This is a genomic window from Confluentibacter citreus, assembly GCF_002807055.1.
Classification (GTDB): domain Bacteria; phylum Bacteroidota; class Bacteroidia; order Flavobacteriales; family Flavobacteriaceae; genus Confluentibacter; species Confluentibacter citreus.
This window is the reverse complement of the sequence record NZ_NIXN01000005.1, coordinates 38,306-58,400: the sequence shown is the minus strand read 5'-3', so window position 1 is coordinate 58,400 and position 20,095 is coordinate 38,306. Positions and strand designations below refer to the sequence as shown.

At 34.4% G+C, this 20,095-nt stretch carries 18 protein-coding genes and 1 tRNA gene; 7 read left to right on the top strand and 12 right to left on the bottom strand.

Going from position 1 to position 20,095, the window contains the following annotated elements; all coding sequences use genetic code 11:
- Positions 1-38: 38 nt before the first annotated feature.
- On the bottom strand, positions 39-704 hold the full coding sequence (locus CDH49_RS10620) for a M15 family metallopeptidase (protein WP_100615491.1): 666 nt from the start codon (positions 702-704) through the stop codon (positions 39-41).
- A gap of 44 nt (positions 705-748) precedes the next feature.
- Between CDH49_RS10620 and CDH49_RS10615 the strand changes: the two genes are divergently transcribed.
- The 3 genes from CDH49_RS10615 to CDH49_RS10605 all read left to right on the top strand — a co-directional run bounded on the left by CDH49_RS10615 (position 749) and on the right by CDH49_RS10605 (position 4,792).
- Positions 749-1,108 (top strand): DoxX family protein, encoded by a 360-nt coding sequence (locus CDH49_RS10615; protein ID WP_100615490.1) that lies wholly within the window; start codon positions 749-751, stop codon positions 1,106-1,108.
- Positions 1,109-1,728: 620 nt separating this feature from the next.
- Positions 1,729-2,427, top strand: coding sequence for a DUF4369 domain-containing protein (locus tag CDH49_RS10610; protein WP_100615489.1), 699 nt, complete (start codon positions 1,729-1,731; stop codon positions 2,425-2,427).
- Positions 2,428-2,488: 61 nt separating this feature from the next.
- Positions 2,489-4,792: a transglycosylase domain-containing protein gene (locus tag CDH49_RS10605; RefSeq protein WP_100615488.1), complete on the top strand. Its 2,304-nt coding sequence runs from the start codon at positions 2,489-2,491 to the stop codon at positions 4,790-4,792.
- Positions 4,793-4,839: 47 nt separating this feature from the next.
- Here the strand turns inward: CDH49_RS10605 and CDH49_RS10600 are convergent.
- Both CDH49_RS10600 and CDH49_RS10595 read right to left on the bottom strand, forming a co-directional pair.
- Positions 4,840-4,913 (bottom strand) — tRNA-Thr (locus CDH49_RS10600).
- Between the two features lie 63 nt (positions 4,914-4,976).
- Entirely contained in the window at positions 4,977-5,246 is a 270-nt protein-coding gene (locus CDH49_RS10595; protein ID WP_100615487.1) for a hypothetical protein, read from the bottom strand.
- Positions 5,247-5,563: 317 nt separating this feature from the next.
- Here CDH49_RS10595 and CDH49_RS15875 point away from each other — a divergent pair, with 317 nt between their 5' ends.
- Together CDH49_RS15875 and CDH49_RS10590 are read left to right on the top strand one after the other, a co-directional pair.
- On the top strand, positions 5,564-5,686 hold the full coding sequence (locus CDH49_RS15875; RefSeq protein WP_262496629.1) for a hypothetical protein: 123 nt from the start codon (positions 5,564-5,566) through the stop codon (positions 5,684-5,686).
- Between the two features lie 11 nt (positions 5,687-5,697).
- The gene (locus tag CDH49_RS10590; RefSeq protein WP_100615486.1) at positions 5,698-6,066 is read left to right on the top strand and encodes a hypothetical protein; all 369 of its coding nucleotides are present in this window, start codon (positions 5,698-5,700) and stop codon (positions 6,064-6,066) included.
- Positions 6,067-6,149: 83 nt separating this feature from the next.
- Here the strand turns inward: CDH49_RS10590 and CDH49_RS10585 are convergent, their stop codons facing one another.
- A complete protein-coding gene (locus CDH49_RS10585; protein ID WP_100615485.1) occupies positions 6,150-6,560 on the bottom strand; it encodes a 6-pyruvoyl trahydropterin synthase family protein in 411 nt (136 codons plus the stop codon).
- The gene (idi, locus tag CDH49_RS10580) at positions 6,557-7,084 is read right to left on the bottom strand and encodes an isopentenyl-diphosphate Delta-isomerase (RefSeq protein WP_100615484.1); all 528 of its coding nucleotides are present in this window, start codon (positions 7,082-7,084) and stop codon (positions 6,557-6,559) included. The genes CDH49_RS10585 and idi overlap by 4 nt, the downstream gene beginning before the upstream one ends.
- 206 nt (positions 7,085-7,290) lie before the next feature.
- On the opposite strand from idi, the gene CDH49_RS10575 reads away from it, so the two are divergent.
- Together CDH49_RS10575 and CDH49_RS10570 are read left to right on the top strand one after the other, a co-directional pair.
- Positions 7,291-8,877, top strand: a complete 1,587-nt coding sequence (locus CDH49_RS10575; RefSeq protein ID WP_100615483.1) for a peptide chain release factor 3 — start codon at positions 7,291-7,293, stop codon at positions 8,875-8,877.
- A 77-nt stretch (positions 8,878-8,954) separates the two neighbouring features.
- Entirely contained in the window at positions 8,955-9,191 is a 237-nt protein-coding gene (locus CDH49_RS10570; RefSeq protein ID WP_100615482.1) for a (4Fe-4S)-binding protein, read from the top strand.
- Positions 9,192-9,253: 62 nt separating this feature from the next.
- On the opposite strand, the gene CDH49_RS10565 is transcribed toward CDH49_RS10570, so the two are convergent.
- The 7 genes from CDH49_RS10565 to rplK form a co-directional block, all read right to left on the bottom strand.
- Positions 9,254-9,571, bottom strand: a complete 318-nt coding sequence (locus tag CDH49_RS10565; protein WP_100615481.1) for a DUF3467 domain-containing protein — start codon at positions 9,569-9,571, stop codon at positions 9,254-9,256.
- Positions 9,572-9,625: 54 nt separating this feature from the next.
- The gene (gene rpoC, locus CDH49_RS10560) at positions 9,626-13,927 is read right to left on the bottom strand and encodes a DNA-directed RNA polymerase subunit beta' (RefSeq protein ID WP_100615480.1); all 4,302 of its coding nucleotides are present in this window, start codon (positions 13,925-13,927) and stop codon (positions 9,626-9,628) included.
- A 78-nt stretch (positions 13,928-14,005) separates the two neighbouring features.
- Positions 14,006-17,818 (bottom strand): DNA-directed RNA polymerase subunit beta, encoded by a 3,813-nt coding sequence (gene rpoB, locus CDH49_RS10555; protein WP_100615479.1) that lies wholly within the window; start codon positions 17,816-17,818, stop codon positions 14,006-14,008.
- 123 nt (positions 17,819-17,941) lie between these two features.
- Positions 17,942-18,319 (bottom strand): 50S ribosomal protein L7/L12, encoded by a 378-nt coding sequence (gene rplL / locus CDH49_RS10550; RefSeq protein ID WP_100615478.1) that lies wholly within the window; start codon positions 18,317-18,319, stop codon positions 17,942-17,944.
- 64 nt (positions 18,320-18,383) lie between these two features.
- A complete protein-coding gene (gene rplJ, locus CDH49_RS10545; RefSeq protein WP_100615477.1) occupies positions 18,384-18,905 on the bottom strand; it encodes a 50S ribosomal protein L10 in 522 nt (173 codons plus the stop codon).
- A gap of 19 nt (positions 18,906-18,924) precedes the next feature.
- Positions 18,925-19,614: a 50S ribosomal protein L1 gene (gene rplA / locus CDH49_RS10540; protein ID WP_100615476.1), complete on the bottom strand. Its 690-nt coding sequence runs from the start codon at positions 19,612-19,614 to the stop codon at positions 18,925-18,927.
- A 20-nt stretch (positions 19,615-19,634) separates the two neighbouring features.
- Positions 19,635-20,072 (bottom strand): 50S ribosomal protein L11, encoded by a 438-nt coding sequence (rplK, locus tag CDH49_RS10535; protein WP_100615475.1) that lies wholly within the window; start codon positions 20,070-20,072, stop codon positions 19,635-19,637.
- Positions 20,073-20,095 lie beyond the last annotated feature (23 nt).

The window sequence follows — 20,095 nt, the reverse complement described above, 5'->3', positions numbered from 1 at the left end:
ATAGACTACAGACCTAAGACCCAGGACCTAAAAACTTTTTATTTTACCGGAAAATCAAAATACGTATTAGGGAAAGGCTCGTCTTTTAGGGTAAAATGCCACCACTCTTTGTAGAAATTCACAAAGCCATGTTTGGTCATGACTTTCAGCAATCGTTTTCTGTTTGCCTTTTGTTCCTCAGTAATATCTTTATAATCTGTCCAAGATTCTTTTCCAAAAAAATCATATACAGTTCCCATATCCAAAGGCTCATTTGTTTTACCGTTGATTATTGCTACATCCACGGTGCTGCCTTTGCTATGTCCCGAACGGGATGCTATATAATCTTGCTTAAACAAATCTTTTTTATTTACATCCGGGTAAAACTGTTGCTTGTTGGTGGTATCATTTAAAACTCCCGCCCATCTTATAAAATGATTAACGGCACGTTGCGGCCGGTAACCATCAAACACCAGTAAACACATATCTTGTTGCTCCAACTCCTTCTGAACCAATTTTAGAGCATTGGCAGCACCTTCAGTTAAGATAAGGGCATTGGATTGATACCCATCAACCACTTTTCCAACAAAATTATTAGAAGTATGATATTTTAAGTCCACCTTTAAATCTGGAATCACATCTCTCACATACACAAATCCTTCTGGTAATTGGGCAAATAAACTACAAAAAGCAAATACAAATAAAAACGTCATATTATATTTCATATCCTCTTATAATTATGCTAATTTAGAAAAAATTAATTTTTAGAATGAACTATCCTTGGCATTTATACGTAATGGCTGCACTATATGTGGTCGCAGGAATCAATCATTTTATAAAACCTAAATTCTATACACGCATTATGCCGTATTATATACCAAAACATACCCTACTAGTTTATTTAAGTGGAACTGCAGAAGTTATTTTAGGCATTTCGGTATGTATTCCAGCGTTAAAAAACATAGCCATTATCTTTATCATCTTAATGTTACTCATGTTTCTTTTAGTACATTTTTATATGCTTTCTGATAAAAAAGCTTCTGCAGGATTACCAACTTGGGCGCTCATTTCAAGAATTCCTTTGCAGTTTTTACTTATGCACTGGGCCTACTCTTATTTAAGTTTGTAGAAAGTTAAAATTTATTTTAGAAACTATTAAGCACAAAAAAACCGAGTTCCCTCAAACTCGGTTTCTTCTAATTTGCTTTTTATATTATGAAGTACGATTTAGGGCTTCTATATCAACAACATAATGCAAATATTAATTAATTAATCCATTGAACTAAAAAGTATGTTATTTAGTACACATCAAAAGTAAAAATATAATTGAATTATAACGATTAAAAACATATTTATTCGTTGAAATACACTTAAATTTAACATTATCTGTCAAATATGTGCTTTTTAACGATGAAATGCACGTTTATGACAACTGAGAAATTTAATCCATTGAATAACATGGTTTATATTAGAGAACTATTAAAAACAAAAAACATCCCGAATTGGGATGTTTTTTCTCTAACTAACTAACCAAAAATATGATTGCAATTTTGAGTTTAAAGTAACCACTCAATAAACTCGTGAACATGATTGCAACAAATAACTTATTACAATCATCATGCCAAACTTTAATAATGGAAGGTTTTAATTTTATTTCTTATTGGTATTTCGCCATCAAAAAATTAAGAAGCTGCAATTAGAATTTAAGATATAATTATAAGATATTTGTGGCTCAAAAATTAATCACAAATGAAAAAAGGTCTATTATTAGTACTGTTGGTTTTTATAGTTTCTTGCGCCAAAGAAACACCCGATTTAATTGTAAAAGGAACTGTTAAAGGATTAAAAAAGGGCACCATCTATCTTAAAAAGGAACAAGATACAGCAATCGTTACAGTCGATTCAGTGATAATAAATGGCATCCCTGATTTTGAATTGCATAGCAACATAGAGTCTCCCGAAATATTTTTTCTGTATCTAGATAAAAATTCGAGTGAAGATGACAGAATTCCATTTTTTGCAGATAAGGGCATCACCGAAATCAATACCACTATGAAAAACTTTGTATTTGATGCAAAAATAAATGGATCTGAACAACAAAAAGTCTGGGAAAAGTACAAACTTATGGCTACTAAATTCAATGAGAGAAACCTGGATTTAATAAAGGAAGATCTAGAGTCGCAACAAGCTGGCGATACTTCTAAACTAAATAGAATCCAAAAGGATTATGATAATAATTTAAAAAGACGTTATTTATATACTGTAAACTTTGCAATAAACAATAAGGATAGTGAAGTGGCCCCCTATTTAGCCTTAACAGAAATTTATAACGCAAAAATTAGTTTACTGGACACTATCAATAAATCATTAACTCCCAAAGTTAAAGCTTCAAAATATGGGGTAGAACTTCAAAAATTTGTAGATCAAATTAAATTAGAAGAAAATTAAAAAAACAATAAGCAGAGCGTCTATATATTTTTTTAAATCGTACATATAATTATACATTGCTATGCTTAAAAAACTTCTTCAAAATAAATGGTTTAAAATAATTGCCAAAGTCACCCTATCCTTAGTCCTCCTTTTAACTTTATTTTACGGAAGTGTTTATTACGGTATGTGGGGCGAAGTGCCTTCTGTTACATCTTTAGAAACCCTTAAACAGAGTCAAGCAACAGAGGTACTAGACACCAACAATGATTTAATAGGCAAATTTTATGTGTTTGATAGACAATCTATTACATATAAAAATTTTCCTGAACATCTTATAAATGCCCTTATCTCTACAGAAGATATCAGATTTTATGATCATGATGGCGTAGATAACAAAAGCTTAGCTCGCGTATTTTTTAAAACGATACTGCTTTCCAATGATGCCTCTGGAGGAGGAAGCACCATTACCTTACAATTGGCCAAAAATCTATTCGGAAGAAAGGATCATGGTTTTTTGAGTATTGTTGTCAATAAAATTATGGAAAGCATCGTCGCTAGCAGAATTGAAAAAGTATATTCAAAAGAGGAAATTCTTACCTTATATCTTAATACAGTTCCTTTTCCTGATAATACGTATGGCATTGAAAGTGCTTCTAAAAAATTTTTTAATATTCATACAAAAGATTTAAGTATTTCACAAGCTGCAACGCTTGTTGGTTCTTTGAAGGCCAACTCATATTACAACCCTCGAGTTCACCCAGAAAGAGCAGTTGCCAGAAGAAATGTGGTGATTAGACAAATGGAAAAATATGGCTATTTGAATGCTGATGACGCTTTAAAAATATCAAAAGCCCCGCTTGTTTTAGAATACCGCTCTTATGACCCAAACCAAGGGCTAGCGCCTTATTTTAGGGCTGAAATAAAACGACAATTAGACACGATTCTTCAATTAGATGAATTTAGAAAACCAAATGGTGAGGCTTATAATATTTTTCATGACGGCTTAAAGATTTACACAACTCTAGACAATACACTTCAAAAGTATGCTGAAAACGCTATGACAAAGCATATGACTGCTTTGCAAAAACAATATGAAAAGGCTTATGGCAACAATGCCCCTTGGCTTAAAAACAAACAGGCTTATAAAGCGGCAAAAACACGTTTGGTTGCTTATAAAAAACTTAAAGAGCAAGGTTTAACAGAAAAAGAAATTGAAGCCGAATTAAATAAAAAACGCGATGTGGAATTGTTTAGTTGGGACAAAACTGAAATAAAACAATTATCCACACTTGATAGTTTGGAGTATTATTTAAAATTTCTTAATGCGGGCATGATTTCGCTAGACCCAGCATCTGGCGCCATTAAAGCGTATGTTGGCGGTATAGATTATCGTTATTTTCAATATGATCATGTATCACAAAGCAAACGTCAAGTAGGCTCTACATTTAAGCCAATTGTTTATACAGCCGCCTTAGAGAATGGTACACAACCATGTACCTACTTCCCCATTAAAGCAATTACATATACCGATGTTGAGGATTGGACACCAACAAACGCTGGGGAGAATTATGATGAAGATTTAAATTATTCTTTGGAATACGCATTGAGTAACTCAATCAATACCATCGCTGTGAAGGTTTTATATGAAACAGGCATATCAAAAGTCATAAATCAGGCAAAATTGATGGGTATAGATAGTGCTATTGAAGAAGTGCCCTCTATTGCTTTAGGTTCATCAAACCTAAGTGTTTTAGAAATTGCAAAAGCATATACATCGTATGTAAATGAAAGCACACCATCTTCCCCTATTTTTATTACAAAAATTGAAGATAAGGATGGAAACATAATTGCATCTTATGACGATTTAAACCCGAAAAAGCAGCCAAAAAAAGCGTTTAGCGATACCACAAGACAGGTAATGCTTGAATTTATGAAAGCCACGGTAAACAGTGGAACTTCTCAAAGATTACGCTCACAATACAATTTCTCCAATGATTTGGCGGGTAAAACCGGCACCACCCAAGATAATAAAGACGGCTGGTTTGTTGCTATCATGCCAAAATTGGTCACAATTACTTGGGTTGGTAATGATAACCAACAAATAGGTTTCAGTAATACATCTATTGGACAAGGAGCCAATTCTGCGCTGCCCATATTTGCGAATTATTTACAGCAATTGAACCAAGATTCAAAATATGCTTCGATAACGTCTGCTAAATTTGAAACTCCCTCAGAGGGTGTTTTAGAATCCTTAATTTGTGAACCATCCAAAAAAGATGGCTTCTTTGATCGTTTATTTGGGAACAAAAAAGATACCAAGGAATTCAACGAAGAAAAACCGAAAGGCGGTATTTTTTCTTGGTTTAGGAAAAACAAAAAATAATTCAAAACAAAAAACCCCAATCATTTTTTATGATTGAGGTTTTATTGAGCCGATGGAGGGGCTCGAACCCACGACCTGCTGATTACAAATCAGCTGCTCTAGCCAACTGAGCTACATCGGCGAATTTTTGACTCGGCAAATATAATTCTTAGTTACATATTTGCAAATCGTAATTCATTAATTTTTATCCTAGAGCGTTAATTTTTTCGATTAAAGCGCGTCCCTTAGTTTCAAGCTCATTAGCAATCGCTTTAAAATGGGATTTTTTGTTAACCACTTTACTATCGTTTATTTTAGCAATTAAAGCATCAAAGGTTTCAATAGCTTCATCAATGATTGCTTCGCTCTTTTTGGTGTCTTTTCCTTGGTTTGCGTATTCCCATACGTAAACTGCTTCTATAATATCACCTAAAACATAATTAATATCTTTCTTTAGGTTTCTAACATTTGCCATATATAATTATTTATTTTGATGCAAAATTACATTAATCAAATTCAAAATTCTCATAAAAATTATAAATTTTGACAAAAGGTTATTGTTTTCCAAAAAATATCATTAAGTTTGATATATGTTAAATACAGTGAAGATGTCATATAACCAAGCTTGTAATCTAATTGCCCAACAGAATAAGTTGGTCATGTTTACGTGCTTAAAAACCAAAACTTATATGCATCTTGAATAAACGTTAATAATATAATTATATCTATAACAATCAAGGTGCTTTTTTAAAGCACCTTTTTTATTTTAAACCATTTAAATCCTTACATATTATGAAAACATTAAACGCTATCACATTGAAAATTCAGCTTATTTTAAATGCCATTCTTTGTAAAAATGTCATGTATAACTTTTATCCAGAACATTATTCTATACCCTCGCTATTATACCCTTAAAAAATAAAATCATGAAAACACATCATATAAATACATCGTTCATAGTTACTAAAGATATAAGCAATGCAAATGGCTTTCTATTACCGCATATTCTTTATGAAAAAATAAAAACCGTTGCCACATACCCTATTAAAGAATTTTATTTGCAAAATATTCCTGATGTTGGGGATTTCAAATTTAAAATGTACAAAAACGCCTTTGTTGACGATAAACTAACTATACAAGCCCAATTAGTAAAACAAAATAACGAACGTTATTGGGTAAACATTTTAGTTACAAAAGCAAAATCTTCAACAAATCATCAAGAACGCATTTCTAGTGCGCTGTTTGATTTTCCGATAGAAAAGACAAATCAGAACACGCACAAAACTGCTTGTTAAATAAAATTCCCAAGTACAAAGCTTGGGATTTCTTTTTGCCAATTCCTAAAATGATTTGAACCAGATAGTATTTAATATCTATTTTATTTTCCTGAGTAACTAACAAAATTACGAGGTGTTTCGTAAAGGGTGATTTCTAAATCCAGATTTGACTTTAATTTAGGTTTTATTTTATTGTAAATAACCACGGCTATATGTTCTGCCGTTGGGTTCAAATCTTTAAACTCAGGAACTTCTATATTTAAGTTTTTATGATCGAAAGCATCTTCTACCTCCTCTTTTATAATGTCCTTTAAAAATTGAATATCAATTACATATCCCGTTTCTTTATCAATTTCTCCCGTAACACTTACAATTAATTCGTAATTATGCCCATGAAAGTTAGGGTTACTACATTTGCCAAAAACGAGACTATTTTTTTCATCAGTCCATTCCTTTATAAACAATCTGTGGGCGGCATTAAAATGCGCCTTTCTACTAACCGTTACGTTCATTTTTTAGAGATATTTATATGTTCGTAGAATTTATCAAAAATAATCTTAAACCATTCTGTATAAAGCTCCGGATTTTCTAAAATATCATGTTTCACAGCTTCAAGGGACATCCATTTCCAATTGGCAACTTCATCTAAATTAATGAATGGCTCATCATTGTAAGTGCCAATCATGATATGATCAAATTCATGTTCGGTCAAGCCATTATCAAAAGGTGCTTTATAAATAAACGCGATGGATTCTTGCAAATCGACCACAAATCCCATTTCTTCAAACAAACGTCTTTTTCCCGCTTGAATATTGCTTTCACCTTCCCGTTGATGGCTACAGCACGTATTAGTCCAAAGCCCAGGAGAATGATATTTAGTTAAGGCACGTTGTTGAAGCATCAATTCATTATTATCATTAAAGATAAACACTGAAAATGCACGATGCAACAACGCTTTTTCATGTGCTTCCATTTTTGGCATTAAGCCAATTTGTTCGTCCTTTTCGTTTACAAGGATAACTTGTTCTTCTTTCATCTGTGCAATTTCATTTTTTAAATTTGTCAGATGCCATTCGCATAAAGAATTTCACAAACATCGACTTAAAATACTAAGCTCATTTCATAGTAGAACAAAAATACCACCTAAAATATTAATACAATCAATCTTAACAAGAAATTCTAAAATCCAAATTCCCAAATCATATTTATAAAGTATCTTTGCATCCCATTTGCATATAACATATGAGTTTTTTAAAAGAAATACAACGCAGACGCACCTTTGGCATCATTTCGCATCCAGATGCTGGAAAAACTACTTTAACCGAAAAACTGCTGCTTTTTGGAGGTGCTATTCAAGAAGCTGGTGCCGTAAAAAGCAATAAGATTAAAAAAGGCGCCACGAGTGATTTTATGGAAATTGAACGCCAACGCGGGATTTCTGTAGCAACCTCCGTTTTGGCTTTTGAATATAATGGTATCAAGATTAATATTCTAGACACACCCGGACACAAAGATTTTGCGGAAGACACCTTTAGAACCCTAACGGCCGTTGATAGTGTTATCGTAGTGATTGACGTTGCAAAAGGTGTTGAAGAGCAAACAGAAAAATTGGTTGAAGTTTGCCGTATGCGACACATACCCATCATTGTTTTCATCAACAAAATGGATAGAGAAGGTAAAGATGCCTTTGATTTACTAGATGAAGTAGAACAAAAATTAGGTTTGAGCGTTACGCCTTTAAGTTTTCCAATTGGTATGGGCTATGATTTTAAGGGCATTTACAATATTTGGGAAAAGAACATCAACCTTTTTAGTGGTGATAGCAGAAAGAATATTGAAGAAACTATTGAAATTTCAGATTTAGAGTCCCCTGAACTCACGAAGCTTATTGGTGAAAAATCGGCCAATACACTGCGTGAAGAAATAGAATTGGTTGAAGGTATTTATCCCCCGTTTGATAAAGAAGCTTACCTAAATGGACAATTGCAACCTGTGTTTTTTGGTTCGGCTTTAAATAATTTTGGTGTTAGGGAATTGCTGGATTGCTTTATAGAAATAGCTCCTAAACCAAGACCAAAGCAAAGTGAGGAACGTTTGGTAACACCTGAAGAAGATAAATTCTCTGGTTTTGTATTTAAAATACATGCCAATATGGATCCAAACCATAGAGACAGGTTAGCGTTTGTAAAAATAGTTTCTGGAACTTTTGAAAGAAACAAACCCTATTTGCACGTGAGACATGGAAAAAAATTAAAATTTTCCAGTCCGAATGCTTTTTTTGCTGAAAAGAAAGAGATTGTAGATATCTCTTATGCAGGTGACATCGTGGGACTTCATGATACCGGAAATTTTAAAATTGGAGATACGCTAACGGAAGGTGAGGTTATTAATTATAAAGGCGTCCCTAGTTTTTCCCCTGAACATTTTAGATATATTAATAATGCTGATCCGTTAAAATCCAAACAGCTATTTAAAGGTATTGACCAATTAATGGACGAAGGTGTTGCTCAGTTATTCACATTAGAACTTAATGGTAGAAAAGTGATTGGAACGGTTGGAGCTTTACAATATGAAGTCATTCAATATCGATTAGAACACGAATATGGTGCTAAATGTACCTACGAAAACTTAAACGTTTATAAAGCCTGTTGGGTGGATCCAAAAGATTCTAAAAGTGAAGAATACAAGGATTTTATAAGAGTAAAACAACGATTTTTAGCGAAAGACAAACAAAACCAATTGGTGTTTTTGGCGGATTCCCATTTTTCTTTAGAGATGACGCAACAAAAATATCCGAGCCTAAAATTTCATTTTACCTCTGAATTTTAACGAAACGACGATTTTATTTCATTAAAATAATAATATTAAAGACTTTAGACTAAAGTTTAACCCCAAATTGAACTACCATGAAAAATATTGACGATAATGAATTTAGTAACAAAGACATTACAGTAACGTTTGAGCCTCATATTTGTATTCAATCTGGAATCTGTGCCCAAGAATTATCTGATGTTTTTAGTTTCTCAATTATTCCGTGGATTAATTTAGATGCTACTGAATCAGAAAAAATAATCAACCAAATTAAAAGGTGCCCTTCTGGAGCTTTAAAATTCAGATTGAACGCCATAAAACAAGCTAGCTAAATTCAACTATAAATGTGTTTTAACCAAAAAGCCCTTTGAATTAATTCAAAGGGCTTTTTAATTTATGCTTGTCCTGTTGGTCCAAAATTCAAAGGAATGGGAGGTTGTTCGTAATCCTTAATCTCACCATGCGCATGTTCAAATCTAGCTACGTTTTCACCCAAAGCCTTTAATAAGCGTTTGGCGTGTTGAGGCGTTAATATAATTCTGGATTTTACTTTACTTTTAGGCACACCTGGCATAATGCTCACAAAATCTACTACAAATTCTGAAACAGAATGGTTAATAATGGCCAAATTGGAATAGATTCCATCGGCTATATTCTCGTCTAACTCTATGTTAATTTGCCCTTGTTTTGGCTTATCTTTTTCGTTTGACATAATACAAATTTCATTAAAGCAATATTCCCGCTTTCGCGGGAATATTAAAACTTCTTAATTATAATTTAATTCTTTTTTTACCTGCATCATTTCATCAAATTCTTCTTTAGAACCTACTATAATATCTGTATAACGACGCATACCTGTTCCGGCTGGAATTCTGTGTCCTACAATAACATTTTCTTTAAGTCCTTCTAAATCATCAATTTTCCCAGCAACTGCCGCTTCGTTAAGAACCTTAGTTGTTTCTTGGAACGATGCTGCCGAAATAAATGATTTTGTTTGAAGCGATGCTCTAGTAATACCTTGTAATATTGGCGTAGCGGTTGCAGGTCTTGCATCTCTTGCCTCAACAAGTTTTTTATCTTCCCTACGCAAGATAGAATTTTCATCCCTTAATACGCGAGGTGTTATAATTTGACCTGGTTTAAGATTTGCTGAATCTCCAGCATCTTCAACCACTTTCATTCCGAAGATTTCATCATTCTCCATAATAAAATCGTCTTTATGAGCTAATTGGTCTTCTAGGAAAATCGTATCGCCAGAATCAATGATTCTAACTTTACGCATCATCTGTCTTACAACAACCTCAAAGTGTTTATCATTAATTTTCACACCTTGTAAACGATATACTTCCTGTACTTCGTTCACTAAATATTGCTGAACCGCAGATGGTCCTTTAATATCCAATATATCGTTAGGCGTGATAGACCCATCAGATAATGCCATACCCGCTTTTACGTAATCATTCTCTTGAACAAGAATTTGATTAGATAATTTCACTAGATATTTCTTAACCTCTCCTAATTTAGATTCAATTACAATCTCACGGTTACCTCTTTTTATTTTTCCAAAAGAAACAACACCATCAATTTCACTTACTACCGCTGGATTTGAAGGGTTACGGGCCTCAAACAACTCAGTTACACGTGGTAAACCTCCTGTAATATCTCCAGATTTAGATGATTTTCTTGGGATTTTAACTAATATTCTACCAACATTAATTTTCTCACCATTATCAATCATTAAGTGGGCACCAACCGGTAAGTTGTATGAACGTATGATTTCTCCTTTTCCATCTTCAATATGAAGGGTTGGAATTAATCGTTTGTTTCTAGATTCAGATATTACTTTTTCTTGGAAACCTGTTTGCTCATCTATCTCAACTTGGTAGGTCATACCTTGCTCAATATTCTCATACTTGATTTTTCCAGCAAACTCAGAAATAATAACACCGTTATATGGATCCCAAGTACAAACCACATCACCTTTGCTTAATTCTTGACCATTTTTAACATAAATGGTTGAACCGTAAGGAATATTGTTGGTACTTAAAGTGATACCAGTTTTCTTATCAACTAGTTTAATTTCAGACGTACGTGAAATAACAATATCAATTGCATTGCCCTCACTATCTTGACCTTTAACAGTTTTTAAATCTTCAATTTCTGCAATACCATTGAATTTAACGGCTAATTTATTTTCTTCGGAAATGTTACCAGCAATACCACCTACGTGGAATGTACGCAGCGTTAACTGTGTTCCAGGCTCACCAATTGATTGTGCTGCAACAACACCTACTGCTTCACCACGTTGAACCATTTTACCAGTTGCTAGGTTACGTCCGTAACATTTAGCACAAATACCTTTTAATGCTTCACAACTTAATGCAGAACGTACTTCGACAGCATCAATTGGAGACTCTTCAATAGCCCTCGCAATATCGTCTTCAATCAATTGACCAGATCTAACCAATAACTCTTCAGTTAACGGATTGTAAACATCGTTTAATGATACACGGCCTACAATTCTTTCTTCAAGCGTTTCAACAACTTCATCATTTTTCTTTAATGCTTCAACTTCAACGCCTCTTAAGGTTCCACAATCTACAGTATTGATAATAACATCTTGTGAAACGTCAACCAAACGACGCGTTAAATAACCCGCATCGGCCGTTTTTAATGCTGTATCGGCAAGACCTTTACGAGCACCGTGTGTAGAAATGAAGTATTCTAAAATGGAAAGACCTTCCTTAAAGTTAGAAAGAATCGGATTTTCAATAATCTCTCCTCCACCTGCATTCGATTTTTTAGGCTTCGCCATCAAACCACGCATCCCTGTAAGCTGACGAATTTGTTCTTTAGATCCACGAGCTCCAGAATCAAGCATCATATACACCGAGTTAAATCCTTGTTGGTCTTCACGAATACGTTTCATTGACAATTCAGTCAATTCAGCATTTGTAGAAGTCCATATATCAATAACTTGGTTATAACGTTCGTTGTTTGTAATAAGACCCATATTATAGTTGGCCATGATACCATCAACAAGCGTATTGGCTTTATCAATCATACCTTGTTTTTCTGGTGGAATGATAATATCACCCAAACTGAATGACAATCCACCTTGGAATGCAAACTTAAATCCTAAGGTTCTAATTTCATCAAGGAAATCAGCTGTTTCAGGAACAGAAGTGAACTTAAGAATGTTTCCAATAATATCTCTTAGCGACTTTTTAGTAAGTACTTCATTAATATAACCTGCTGCTTGTGGCACTTTTTGGTTAAATAACACACGACCAACCGTAGTTTCTATGATTGTTGGTGCTAATTTACCATCGGCATTAATATCTAAAGTTCTTACTTTAATAGCAGCGTTTAAGTCTACTTTTTTCTCATTAAAAGCGATTTCAACTTCTTCTGGCGCATAGAATGTTAATCCCTCTCCTTTTACTGGAGCATCTGGTGTAGACTTACGTAACTTGGTCATATAATACAGACCAAGAACCATGTCTTGAGATGGTACCGTAACTGGCGAACCATTTGCTGGATTCAAGATATTATGTGAAGCCAACATTAATAATTGACATTCTAAAATAGCTTCTGGGCCTAACGGTAAATGTACCGCCATTTGGTCACCATCAAAATCCGCGTTAAACGCTGTACACACTAAAGGGTGCAATTGGATTGCTTTACCTTCAATCAATTTTGGTTGAAATGCTTGAATACCTAGTCTGTGTAATGTAGGAGCACGATTCAAAAGAACTGGATGTCCTTTTAAAACGTTTTCTAAAATATCCCAAACTACTGGTTCTCTTTTATCTATAATTTTCTTTGCAGATTTTACAGTTTTTACAATACCTCTTTCAATCAATTTTCTGATGACGAAAGGTTTGTATAATTCTGCTGCCATGTTTTTTGGCAATCCGCATTCGTGTAATTTTAATTCTGGTCCTACAACAATTACAGAACGTGCAGAATAATCAACACGTTTTCCTAAAAGGTTCTGACGGAAACGTCCTTGTTTACCTTTTAATGAATCTGATAATGATTTTAATGGTCTGTTAGAATCGGTTTTTACGGCCGAAGATTTACGTGTATTATCAAATAATGAATCTACAGACTCTTGAAGCATACGTTTTTCGTTACGCAAAATCACTTCAGGAGCTTTAATCTCCACCAATCTTTTTAAACGATTGTTACGGATAATCACTCGACGGTACAAATCATTTAAATCGGATGTTGCAAAACGACCACCATCTAACGGCACTAACGGACGTAATTCTGGTGGGATGATTGGAATCACCTTCATGATCATCCACTCAGGACGATTTTCTCTATTTTGATTCGATTCACGAAGCGATTCAACAACTTGTAAACGTTTTAAACTTTCTGTTTTACGTTGTTTAGATGTTTCAGTATTTGCTTTGTGACGTAATTCATAAGACAATGCTTCTAAATCAATTCTAGACAATAATTCAATTAAACATTCAGCACCCATTTTAGCAAGAAACTTGTTAGGGTCATGATCATCTAAATATTGATTATCCTGTGGAAGTGATTCAAGAATATTTAAGTATTCTTCCTCTGTTAAGAAATCCATGGTTTGCAATGGTTCTCCATCTTCATTCTTAGCATTACCTGGTTGAATAACGACGTAACGCTCGTAATAGATAATCATATCTAATTTTTTAGACGGTAAGCCTAAAAGATATCCTATCTTATTTGGTAACGAACGGAAATACCAGATATGAGCAATAGGCACCACTAAATTAATGTGTCCTACTCTATCACGGCGTACTTTCTTTTCGGTTACTTCTACACCACAACGATCACAAACGATGCCTTTGTAGCGAATTCTTTTATATTTACCACAAGCACATTCATAATCCTTAACGGGACCAAAAATACGCTCACAGAACAAACCATCTCTTTCTGGTTTATGAGTACGGTAATTGATAGTTTCTGGTTTTAAAACCTCGCCTCTAGACTCTGCTAAAATAGATTCTGGCGATGCTAAACCAATTGTGATTTTGTTAAATCTTTTTACTGTATTCTTATCTTGTTTTCTTGCCATGATATATGGTGATATCGAATTATTTGTAAACATTAAATAGAATCCATGGTTCAAACGATGTCTGAACCATGAAATTCATTATTCCTCTAATCTAATGTCTAAGCCTAAACCTTTAAGTTCGTGCATTAATACATTAAATGATTCTGGTAATCCTGGTTCTGGCATTGGTTCGCCTTTTACGATAGCCTCGTAAGTTTTGGCTCTACCAATAACGTCATCAGATTTTACAGTTAAAATTTCTCGCAAGGTCGCGGACGCTCCATAAGCTTCTAATGCCCATACCTCCATCTCACCAAAACGTTGACCACCAAATTGTGCTTTACCACCAAGAGGTTGTTGCGTGATTAATGAGTATGGTCCGATAGAACGTGCGTGCATTTTATCATCAACCATATGTCCTAATTTCAACATATAGATAACACCAACGGTTGCTGGTTGATCAAAACGCTCTCCTGTTCCACCATCATATAAGTACGTATGACCATATCTTGGAATACCTGCTTCATCAGTCAGTTCATTAATTTGATCTATGGTAGCACCATCAAAAATAGGGGTTGCATAGGTGCGCCCTAATTTTTGACCCGCCCATCCAAGAACGGTTTCGTATATCTGACCGATGTTCATACGAGATGGTACACCAAGCGGATTCAATACGATATCAACAGGTGTTCCGTCTTCTAAGAAAGGCATGTCTTCTGCTCTTACAATACGAGCCACAATACCTTTATTACCATGACGACCTGCCATTTTATCACCTACTTTTAGTTTACGCTTTTTAGCGATATATACTTTAGCAAGTTTAATGATACCAGCTGGCAACTCATCTCCTACAGAAATAGTAAACTTCTCACGCCTTAAAGACCCTTGTAAGTCGTTTTCTTTTATTTTGTAGTTATGGATTAAATCGGCAACCAATTTATTAGTATGGTCATCTGTAGTCCATTTTCCAGATATTAAATGCGCATAATCATCCACAGCATTTAACATTTTAAGTGTGAATTTTTTACCTTTTGGTAATACTTCTTCACCTAAATCATTAAAAATACCCTGAGATGTTTTACCATTAACGATGTTGAATAATTTGTCGATTAAAATCGTTTTTAAATCTTCAAACTTCGCATCATAAATAGCTTCTAAATGCGTAATATCATCTTTATCCTGTGCTCTCTTACGTTTATCTTTTACTGCACGAGAGAATAATTTTTTATCAATGACCACACCATTTAATGATGGCGATGCTTTTAAAGACGCATCTTTCACATCACCTGCTTTATCACCAAAGATGGCTCTAAGTAATTTTTCTTCAGGTGTTGGATCTGATTCTCCTTTAGGAGTGATTTTACCGATAAGAATGTCGCCAGGTTTCACTTCTGCACCAATGCGAATCATTCCATTTTCATCTAAATCTTTAGTTGCTTCTTCAGAAACGTTAGGAATATCATTAGTCAATTCCTCATTTCCTAATTTGGTATCTCTAACCTCTAAAGAATATTCATCAACGTGTATAGATGTAAATATATCTTCACGAACTACTTTTTCAGAAATTACAATCGCATCCTCGAAGTTATAACCTTTCCAAGGCATGAAGGCCACTTTCATATTTCTACCTAATGCCAATTCTCCTTTTTGGGTTGCATAACCTTCACATAGAACCTGACCTTTAGTTACTTTATCTCCTTTAACCACAATTGGTTTTAAGTTGATACTTGTCCCTTGATTGGTTTTTCTGAATTTTACTAACGGATATGTTTTAACATCGCTATCAAAACTTACAGCAGCTTCATCTTCAGTACGATCGTATTGTATTCTTATCTCATTAGCATCCACATAAAGTACAACTCCACTTCCTTCAGCATTAATTAATACACGGGAATCTGAAGCGACTTGACGCTCTAAACCAGTTCCTACAATAGGCGCTTGCGGTAACAATAATGGTACTGCTTGACGCATCATGTTCGATCCCATCAACGCTCTATTCGCATCATCATGTTCCAAGAAAGGAATTAAAGACGCAGAAATTGACGAAATTTGGTTTGGTGCCACATCCGTAAAATGAAGATTAGATGGATCAATTACAGGGAAATCGCCTTCCATTCTAGCAATTACTTTATCATGTAAAATCTTGCCATTCCCGTCAACTTTAACAGTTGCTTGAGCAATCAATTTACCTTCTTCTTCTTCAGCACTTAAATATACTGGAGCATTTTTAATATCAACGGCACCATTTGTTACAGGGCGATAAGGCGTTTCAATGAATCCCATTGAATTGACTTTCGCAAAAACAGACAGTGATGAAATTAAACCAATGTTTGGTCCCTCTGGTGTTTCAATCGGACAAAGTCTTCCGTAGTGGGTATAGTGAACGTCACGTACCTCAAAACCTGCTCTTTCCCTTGATAAACCTCCTGGCCCTAGAGCTGATAAACGGCGTTTATGTGTAATCTCAGCTAATGGATTTGTTTGATCCATGAATTGAGATAATTGGTTCGTACCAAAGAATGAATTAATAACTGACGATAATGTCTTAGCATTAATTAAATCTATAGGAGTGAACACCTCGTTATCACGAACGTTCATACGCTCACGAATGGTACGAGCCATACGCGCTAAACCAACCCCAAATTGTTGTGATAATTGTTCACCAACTGTACGTACGCGACGGTTTGATAAGTGGTCAATATCATCAATCTCAGCTTTAGAGTTGATAAGCTCTATTAAATATTTTATGATGGTAATAATATCTTCTTTGGTCAAAACTTGTTTGTCCATTCCAATATCAAGATTCAATTTTTTGTTCATTCTATAACGACCTACTTCACCTAAAGAGTAACGTTGGTCACTAAAGAATAATTTATCTATAATACCACGAGCGGTTTCCTCATCTGGTGGTTCTGCATTACGCAATTGTCTATATATATGTTCAACAGCCTCTTTTTCGGAGTTTGTTGGATCTTTTTGAAGCGTGTTATGAATAATCGCATAATCACCTTGTTGCGCGCTTTCTTTATGTAAAAGAATCGTTTTAACATCAGCTTCTATGATTTCTTCAATATTGTCTTTATCTAAAATAGTATCACGATCAAGCACAATTTCATTACGCTCAATAGATACTACTTCGCCAGTATCTTCATCCACAAAATCCTCATGCCATGTATTAAGTACACGTGCAGCCAATTTTCTTCCTTGATATTTCTTTAATCCAGATTTAGAAACTTTAATTTCTTCAGCAAGATCAAAAATTTCAAGAATGTCTTTATCACGCTCAAAACCAATAGCTCTAAATAATGTAGTTACAGGTAACTTTTTCTTTCTGTCAATGTAAGCATACATGACTTGGTTGATATCTGTAGCAAATTCAATCCAAGACCCTTTAAAAGGAATGACCCTAGCTGAATACAACTTAGTGCCATTTGCATGGAATGATTGACCAAAGAATACACCTGGTGAACGGTGTAATTGAGATACTACAACACGTTCTGCACCATTGATAACAAAGGTACCACTTGGCGTCATGTAAGGTATCGTTCCTAAGTACACATCTTGAACAATGGTCTCGAAATCCTCATGTTCAGGGTCTGTACAATATAACTTTAACCTTGCCTTTAACGGAACGCTGTAAGTAAGACCTCTTTCTATACACTCTTCTATGGCATATCTTGGTGGGTCTACAAAGTAATCTAGAAACTCTAAAACAAATTGATTACGTGAATCAGTGATAGGAAAGTTTTCCATGAAGGTATTGTATAGGCCTTCATCTCCTCTTTCTTCAGATTTAGTTTCTAATTGGAAAAAATCCTGGAAGGATTTTATCTGAATATCCAAGAAATCCGGGTATTCTGTTCTATTAACAATAGACGAGAAATTTAATCTTTCAGCTTGTGTTGATAACATCAATGGACGGAATTTTGATTAAAAAATAATAATTGGCGTATGTTATGATTATATACGCAAAATGGTTTAGGTCTGGAAGCATTAACTTCAGACCTAAACCTTGGTATTGTTTAGTTGTTAAGCTTATTTAAGCTCAACCTCTGCTCCAGCTTCTTCTAACGATGCTTTTAAGCCTTCTGCTTCATCTTTAGAAACACCCTCTTTAATTGGGCTTGGTGCATTATCTACTAATTCTTTAGCTTCTTTTAATCCTAAACCAGTTAATTCTTTAACTAATTTAACAACTGCTAATTTAGAAGCACCAGCTGCTTTAAGGATAACATTAAATTCAGTTTGTACTTCAGCTGCTTCTTCACCTCCAGATGCAGGTCCAGCAGCGATTGCTACTGCAGCAGCAGCAGGCTCGATACCGTACTCATCTTTTAATATTTTAGCTAATTCATTAACTTCTTTTACTGTTAAGTTAACTAATTTTTCTGCGAAATCTTTTAAATCTGCCATTTTTCTATCGTTTTTAATAAATTTTAATTTAATATAATGTAATATGAGTGCGTACTATGTGATACTATCCTTCTTTTTCAGATAGTGTTTTTAAGATACCAGCTAATTTTCCACCACTTGATTTAAGTGCTGAAACAACATTTTTAGCAGGAGATTGTAGTAATCCTATAATCTCACCTATCAACTCTTCTTTAGATTTGATATCTACTAGCATGTCTAGTTGGTTATCTCCAATATAAACCGATTCCTCAATAAATGCACCTTTTAATAAAGGCTTATCTGATTTTTTACGGAAGGTTTTAATTAACTTAGCTGGACCATTACCAGTTTCAGAATACATAACAGAGGTATTACCCTTTAAAACTGAAGGTAAGTCTCCAAACTCTCTATCTGAAGCTTCCATTGCTTTTGCAAGCAAGGTGTTTTTAACGACAGCTAATTTTATGTTCGCTTTAAAACAAGCACGACGTAAATCTGAAGTCGTACCTGCATTTAATCCTGAAATATCTGCTATGTAAATATTAGCATTGTTAGCTAGGTCTGCAGTTAATTCTTGAATTACTTGTGATTTTTCTTCTCTTGTCATAATAAAAGTTTTTAACTAATTAGCTAACTTTAGGATCAATAGCAACACTAGGACTCATAGTGCTAGATATATGAATACTTTTCACATAAGTACCTTTTGCTGCAGTTGGCTTAAGTTTTAATAATGTTTGAATTAATTCACTTGCATTTCCTGCAATTTTATCAGCTGTAAATGATGCTTTACCAATAGCAGCGTGTACAATACCGGTTTTATCAACTTTAAAGTCGATTTTACCAGCTTTTACTTCTGTAACTGCTTTAGCGATGTCCATTGTTACTGTTCCTGTTTTTGGGTTTGGCATTAAACCACGTGGGCCTAATACACGTCCTAACGGACCTAATTTACCCATTACGCTAGGCATGGTAATAATAACATCAACATCTGTCCAACCATTTTTGATTTTATCCAAATATTCATCCAACCCAACATAATCAGCACCTGCTTCTTTAGCTTCTGCTTCTTTATCTGGTGTTACTAATGCTAATACTTTCATGTCTTTACCAGTACCATGTGGAAGTGATACAACACCTCTTACCATTTGGTTCGCTTTTCTTGGATCTACACCCAATTTTACCGCGATATCTACTGATGCGTCAAACTTAGTACTGGTAATTTCTTTTACTAGTACTGATGCTTCATCAAGAGAATAAAGTCTCCCTTTTTCTATTTTTGCTAAAGCTTCTTTTTGCTTTCTTGTTAATCTTGCCATTTCTTAATGTCTTTTATAGATTAATACGGTGCGTTTCCGGTTACGGTTATACCCATAGACCTTGCAGTACCAGCAACCATTTTCATAGCAGAAACTAGAGTAAATGCATTTAAATCTACCATTTTATCTTCTGCTATCGTTTTGATTTGGTCCCACGAAACTTTAGCTACTTTTTTTCGGTTTGGTTCTCCTGAACCTTTTTTTAATTTGGCCGCTTCTAATAATTGTACCGCTGCAGGAGGAGTCTTGATAACAAAGTCAAATGATTTGTCTTTGTATACAGAGATAGCAACTGGTAATACTTTACCAGGCTTATCTTGGGTTCTAGCATTAAATTGCTTACAGAATTCCATGATATTAACTCCAGCAGCTCCTAAAGCGGGTCCAACCGGTGGCGACGGATTCGCAGCACCTCCCCGAACTTGTAACTTAACTACTTTAAATAATTCTTTTGCCATTTTTAATAATTTAAGTCGATATA

Excerpts from the sequence above, each read along its gene's own strand:
- rplA (WP_100615476.1), bottom strand. The coding sequence starts at position 19,614 with ATGGCAAGATTAACAAGAAAGCAAAAAGAAGCTTTAGCAAAAATAGAA.
- CDH49_RS10565 (WP_100615481.1), bottom strand. The coding sequence starts at position 9,571 with ATGTCAAACGAAAAAGATAAGCCAAAACAAGGGCAAATTAACATAGAG.
- rpoC (WP_100615480.1), bottom strand. The coding sequence starts at position 13,927 with ATGGCAAGAAAACAAGATAAGAATACAGTAAAAAGATTTAACAAAATC.
- rpoB (WP_100615479.1), bottom strand. The coding sequence starts at position 17,818 with ATGTTATCAACACAAGCTGAAAGATTAAATTTCTCGTCTATTGTTAAT.
- CDH49_RS10590 (WP_100615486.1), top strand. The coding sequence starts at position 5,698 with ATGAAAACACATCATATAAATACATCGTTCATAGTTACTAAAGATATA.
- idi (WP_100615484.1), bottom strand. The coding sequence starts at position 7,084 with ATGAAAGAAGAACAAGTTATCCTTGTAAACGAAAAGGACGAACAAATT.
- CDH49_RS10610 (WP_100615489.1), top strand. The coding sequence starts at position 1,729 with ATGAAAAAAGGTCTATTATTAGTACTGTTGGTTTTTATAGTTTCTTGC.
- CDH49_RS10570 (WP_100615482.1), top strand. The coding sequence starts at position 8,955 with ATGAAAAATATTGACGATAATGAATTTAGTAACAAAGACATTACAGTA.
- CDH49_RS15875 (WP_262496629.1), top strand. The coding sequence starts at position 5,564 with ATGAAAACATTAAACGCTATCACATTGAAAATTCAGCTTATTTTAAAT.
- CDH49_RS10595 (WP_100615487.1), bottom strand. The coding sequence starts at position 5,246 with ATGGCAAATGTTAGAAACCTAAAGAAAGATATTAATTATGTTTTAGGT.
- CDH49_RS10575 (WP_100615483.1), top strand. The coding sequence starts at position 7,291 with ATGAGTTTTTTAAAAGAAATACAACGCAGACGCACCTTTGGCATCATT.
- rplL (WP_100615478.1), bottom strand. The coding sequence starts at position 18,319 with ATGGCAGATTTAAAAGATTTCGCAGAAAAATTAGTTAACTTAACAGTA.
- CDH49_RS10615 (WP_100615490.1), top strand. The coding sequence starts at position 749 with ATGAACTATCCTTGGCATTTATACGTAATGGCTGCACTATATGTGGTC.
- CDH49_RS10585 (WP_100615485.1), bottom strand. The coding sequence starts at position 6,560 with ATGAACGTAACGGTTAGTAGAAAGGCGCATTTTAATGCCGCCCACAGA.
- CDH49_RS10620 (WP_100615491.1), bottom strand. The coding sequence starts at position 704 with ATGAAATATAATATGACGTTTTTATTTGTATTTGCTTTTTGTAGTTTA.
- CDH49_RS10605 (WP_100615488.1), top strand. The coding sequence starts at position 2,489 with ATGCTTAAAAAACTTCTTCAAAATAAATGGTTTAAAATAATTGCCAAA.
- rplK (WP_100615475.1), bottom strand. The coding sequence starts at position 20,072 with ATGGCAAAAGAATTATTTAAAGTAGTTAAGTTACAAGTTCGGGGAGGT.
- rplJ (WP_100615477.1), bottom strand. The coding sequence starts at position 18,905 with ATGACAAGAGAAGAAAAATCACAAGTAATTCAAGAATTAACTGCAGAC.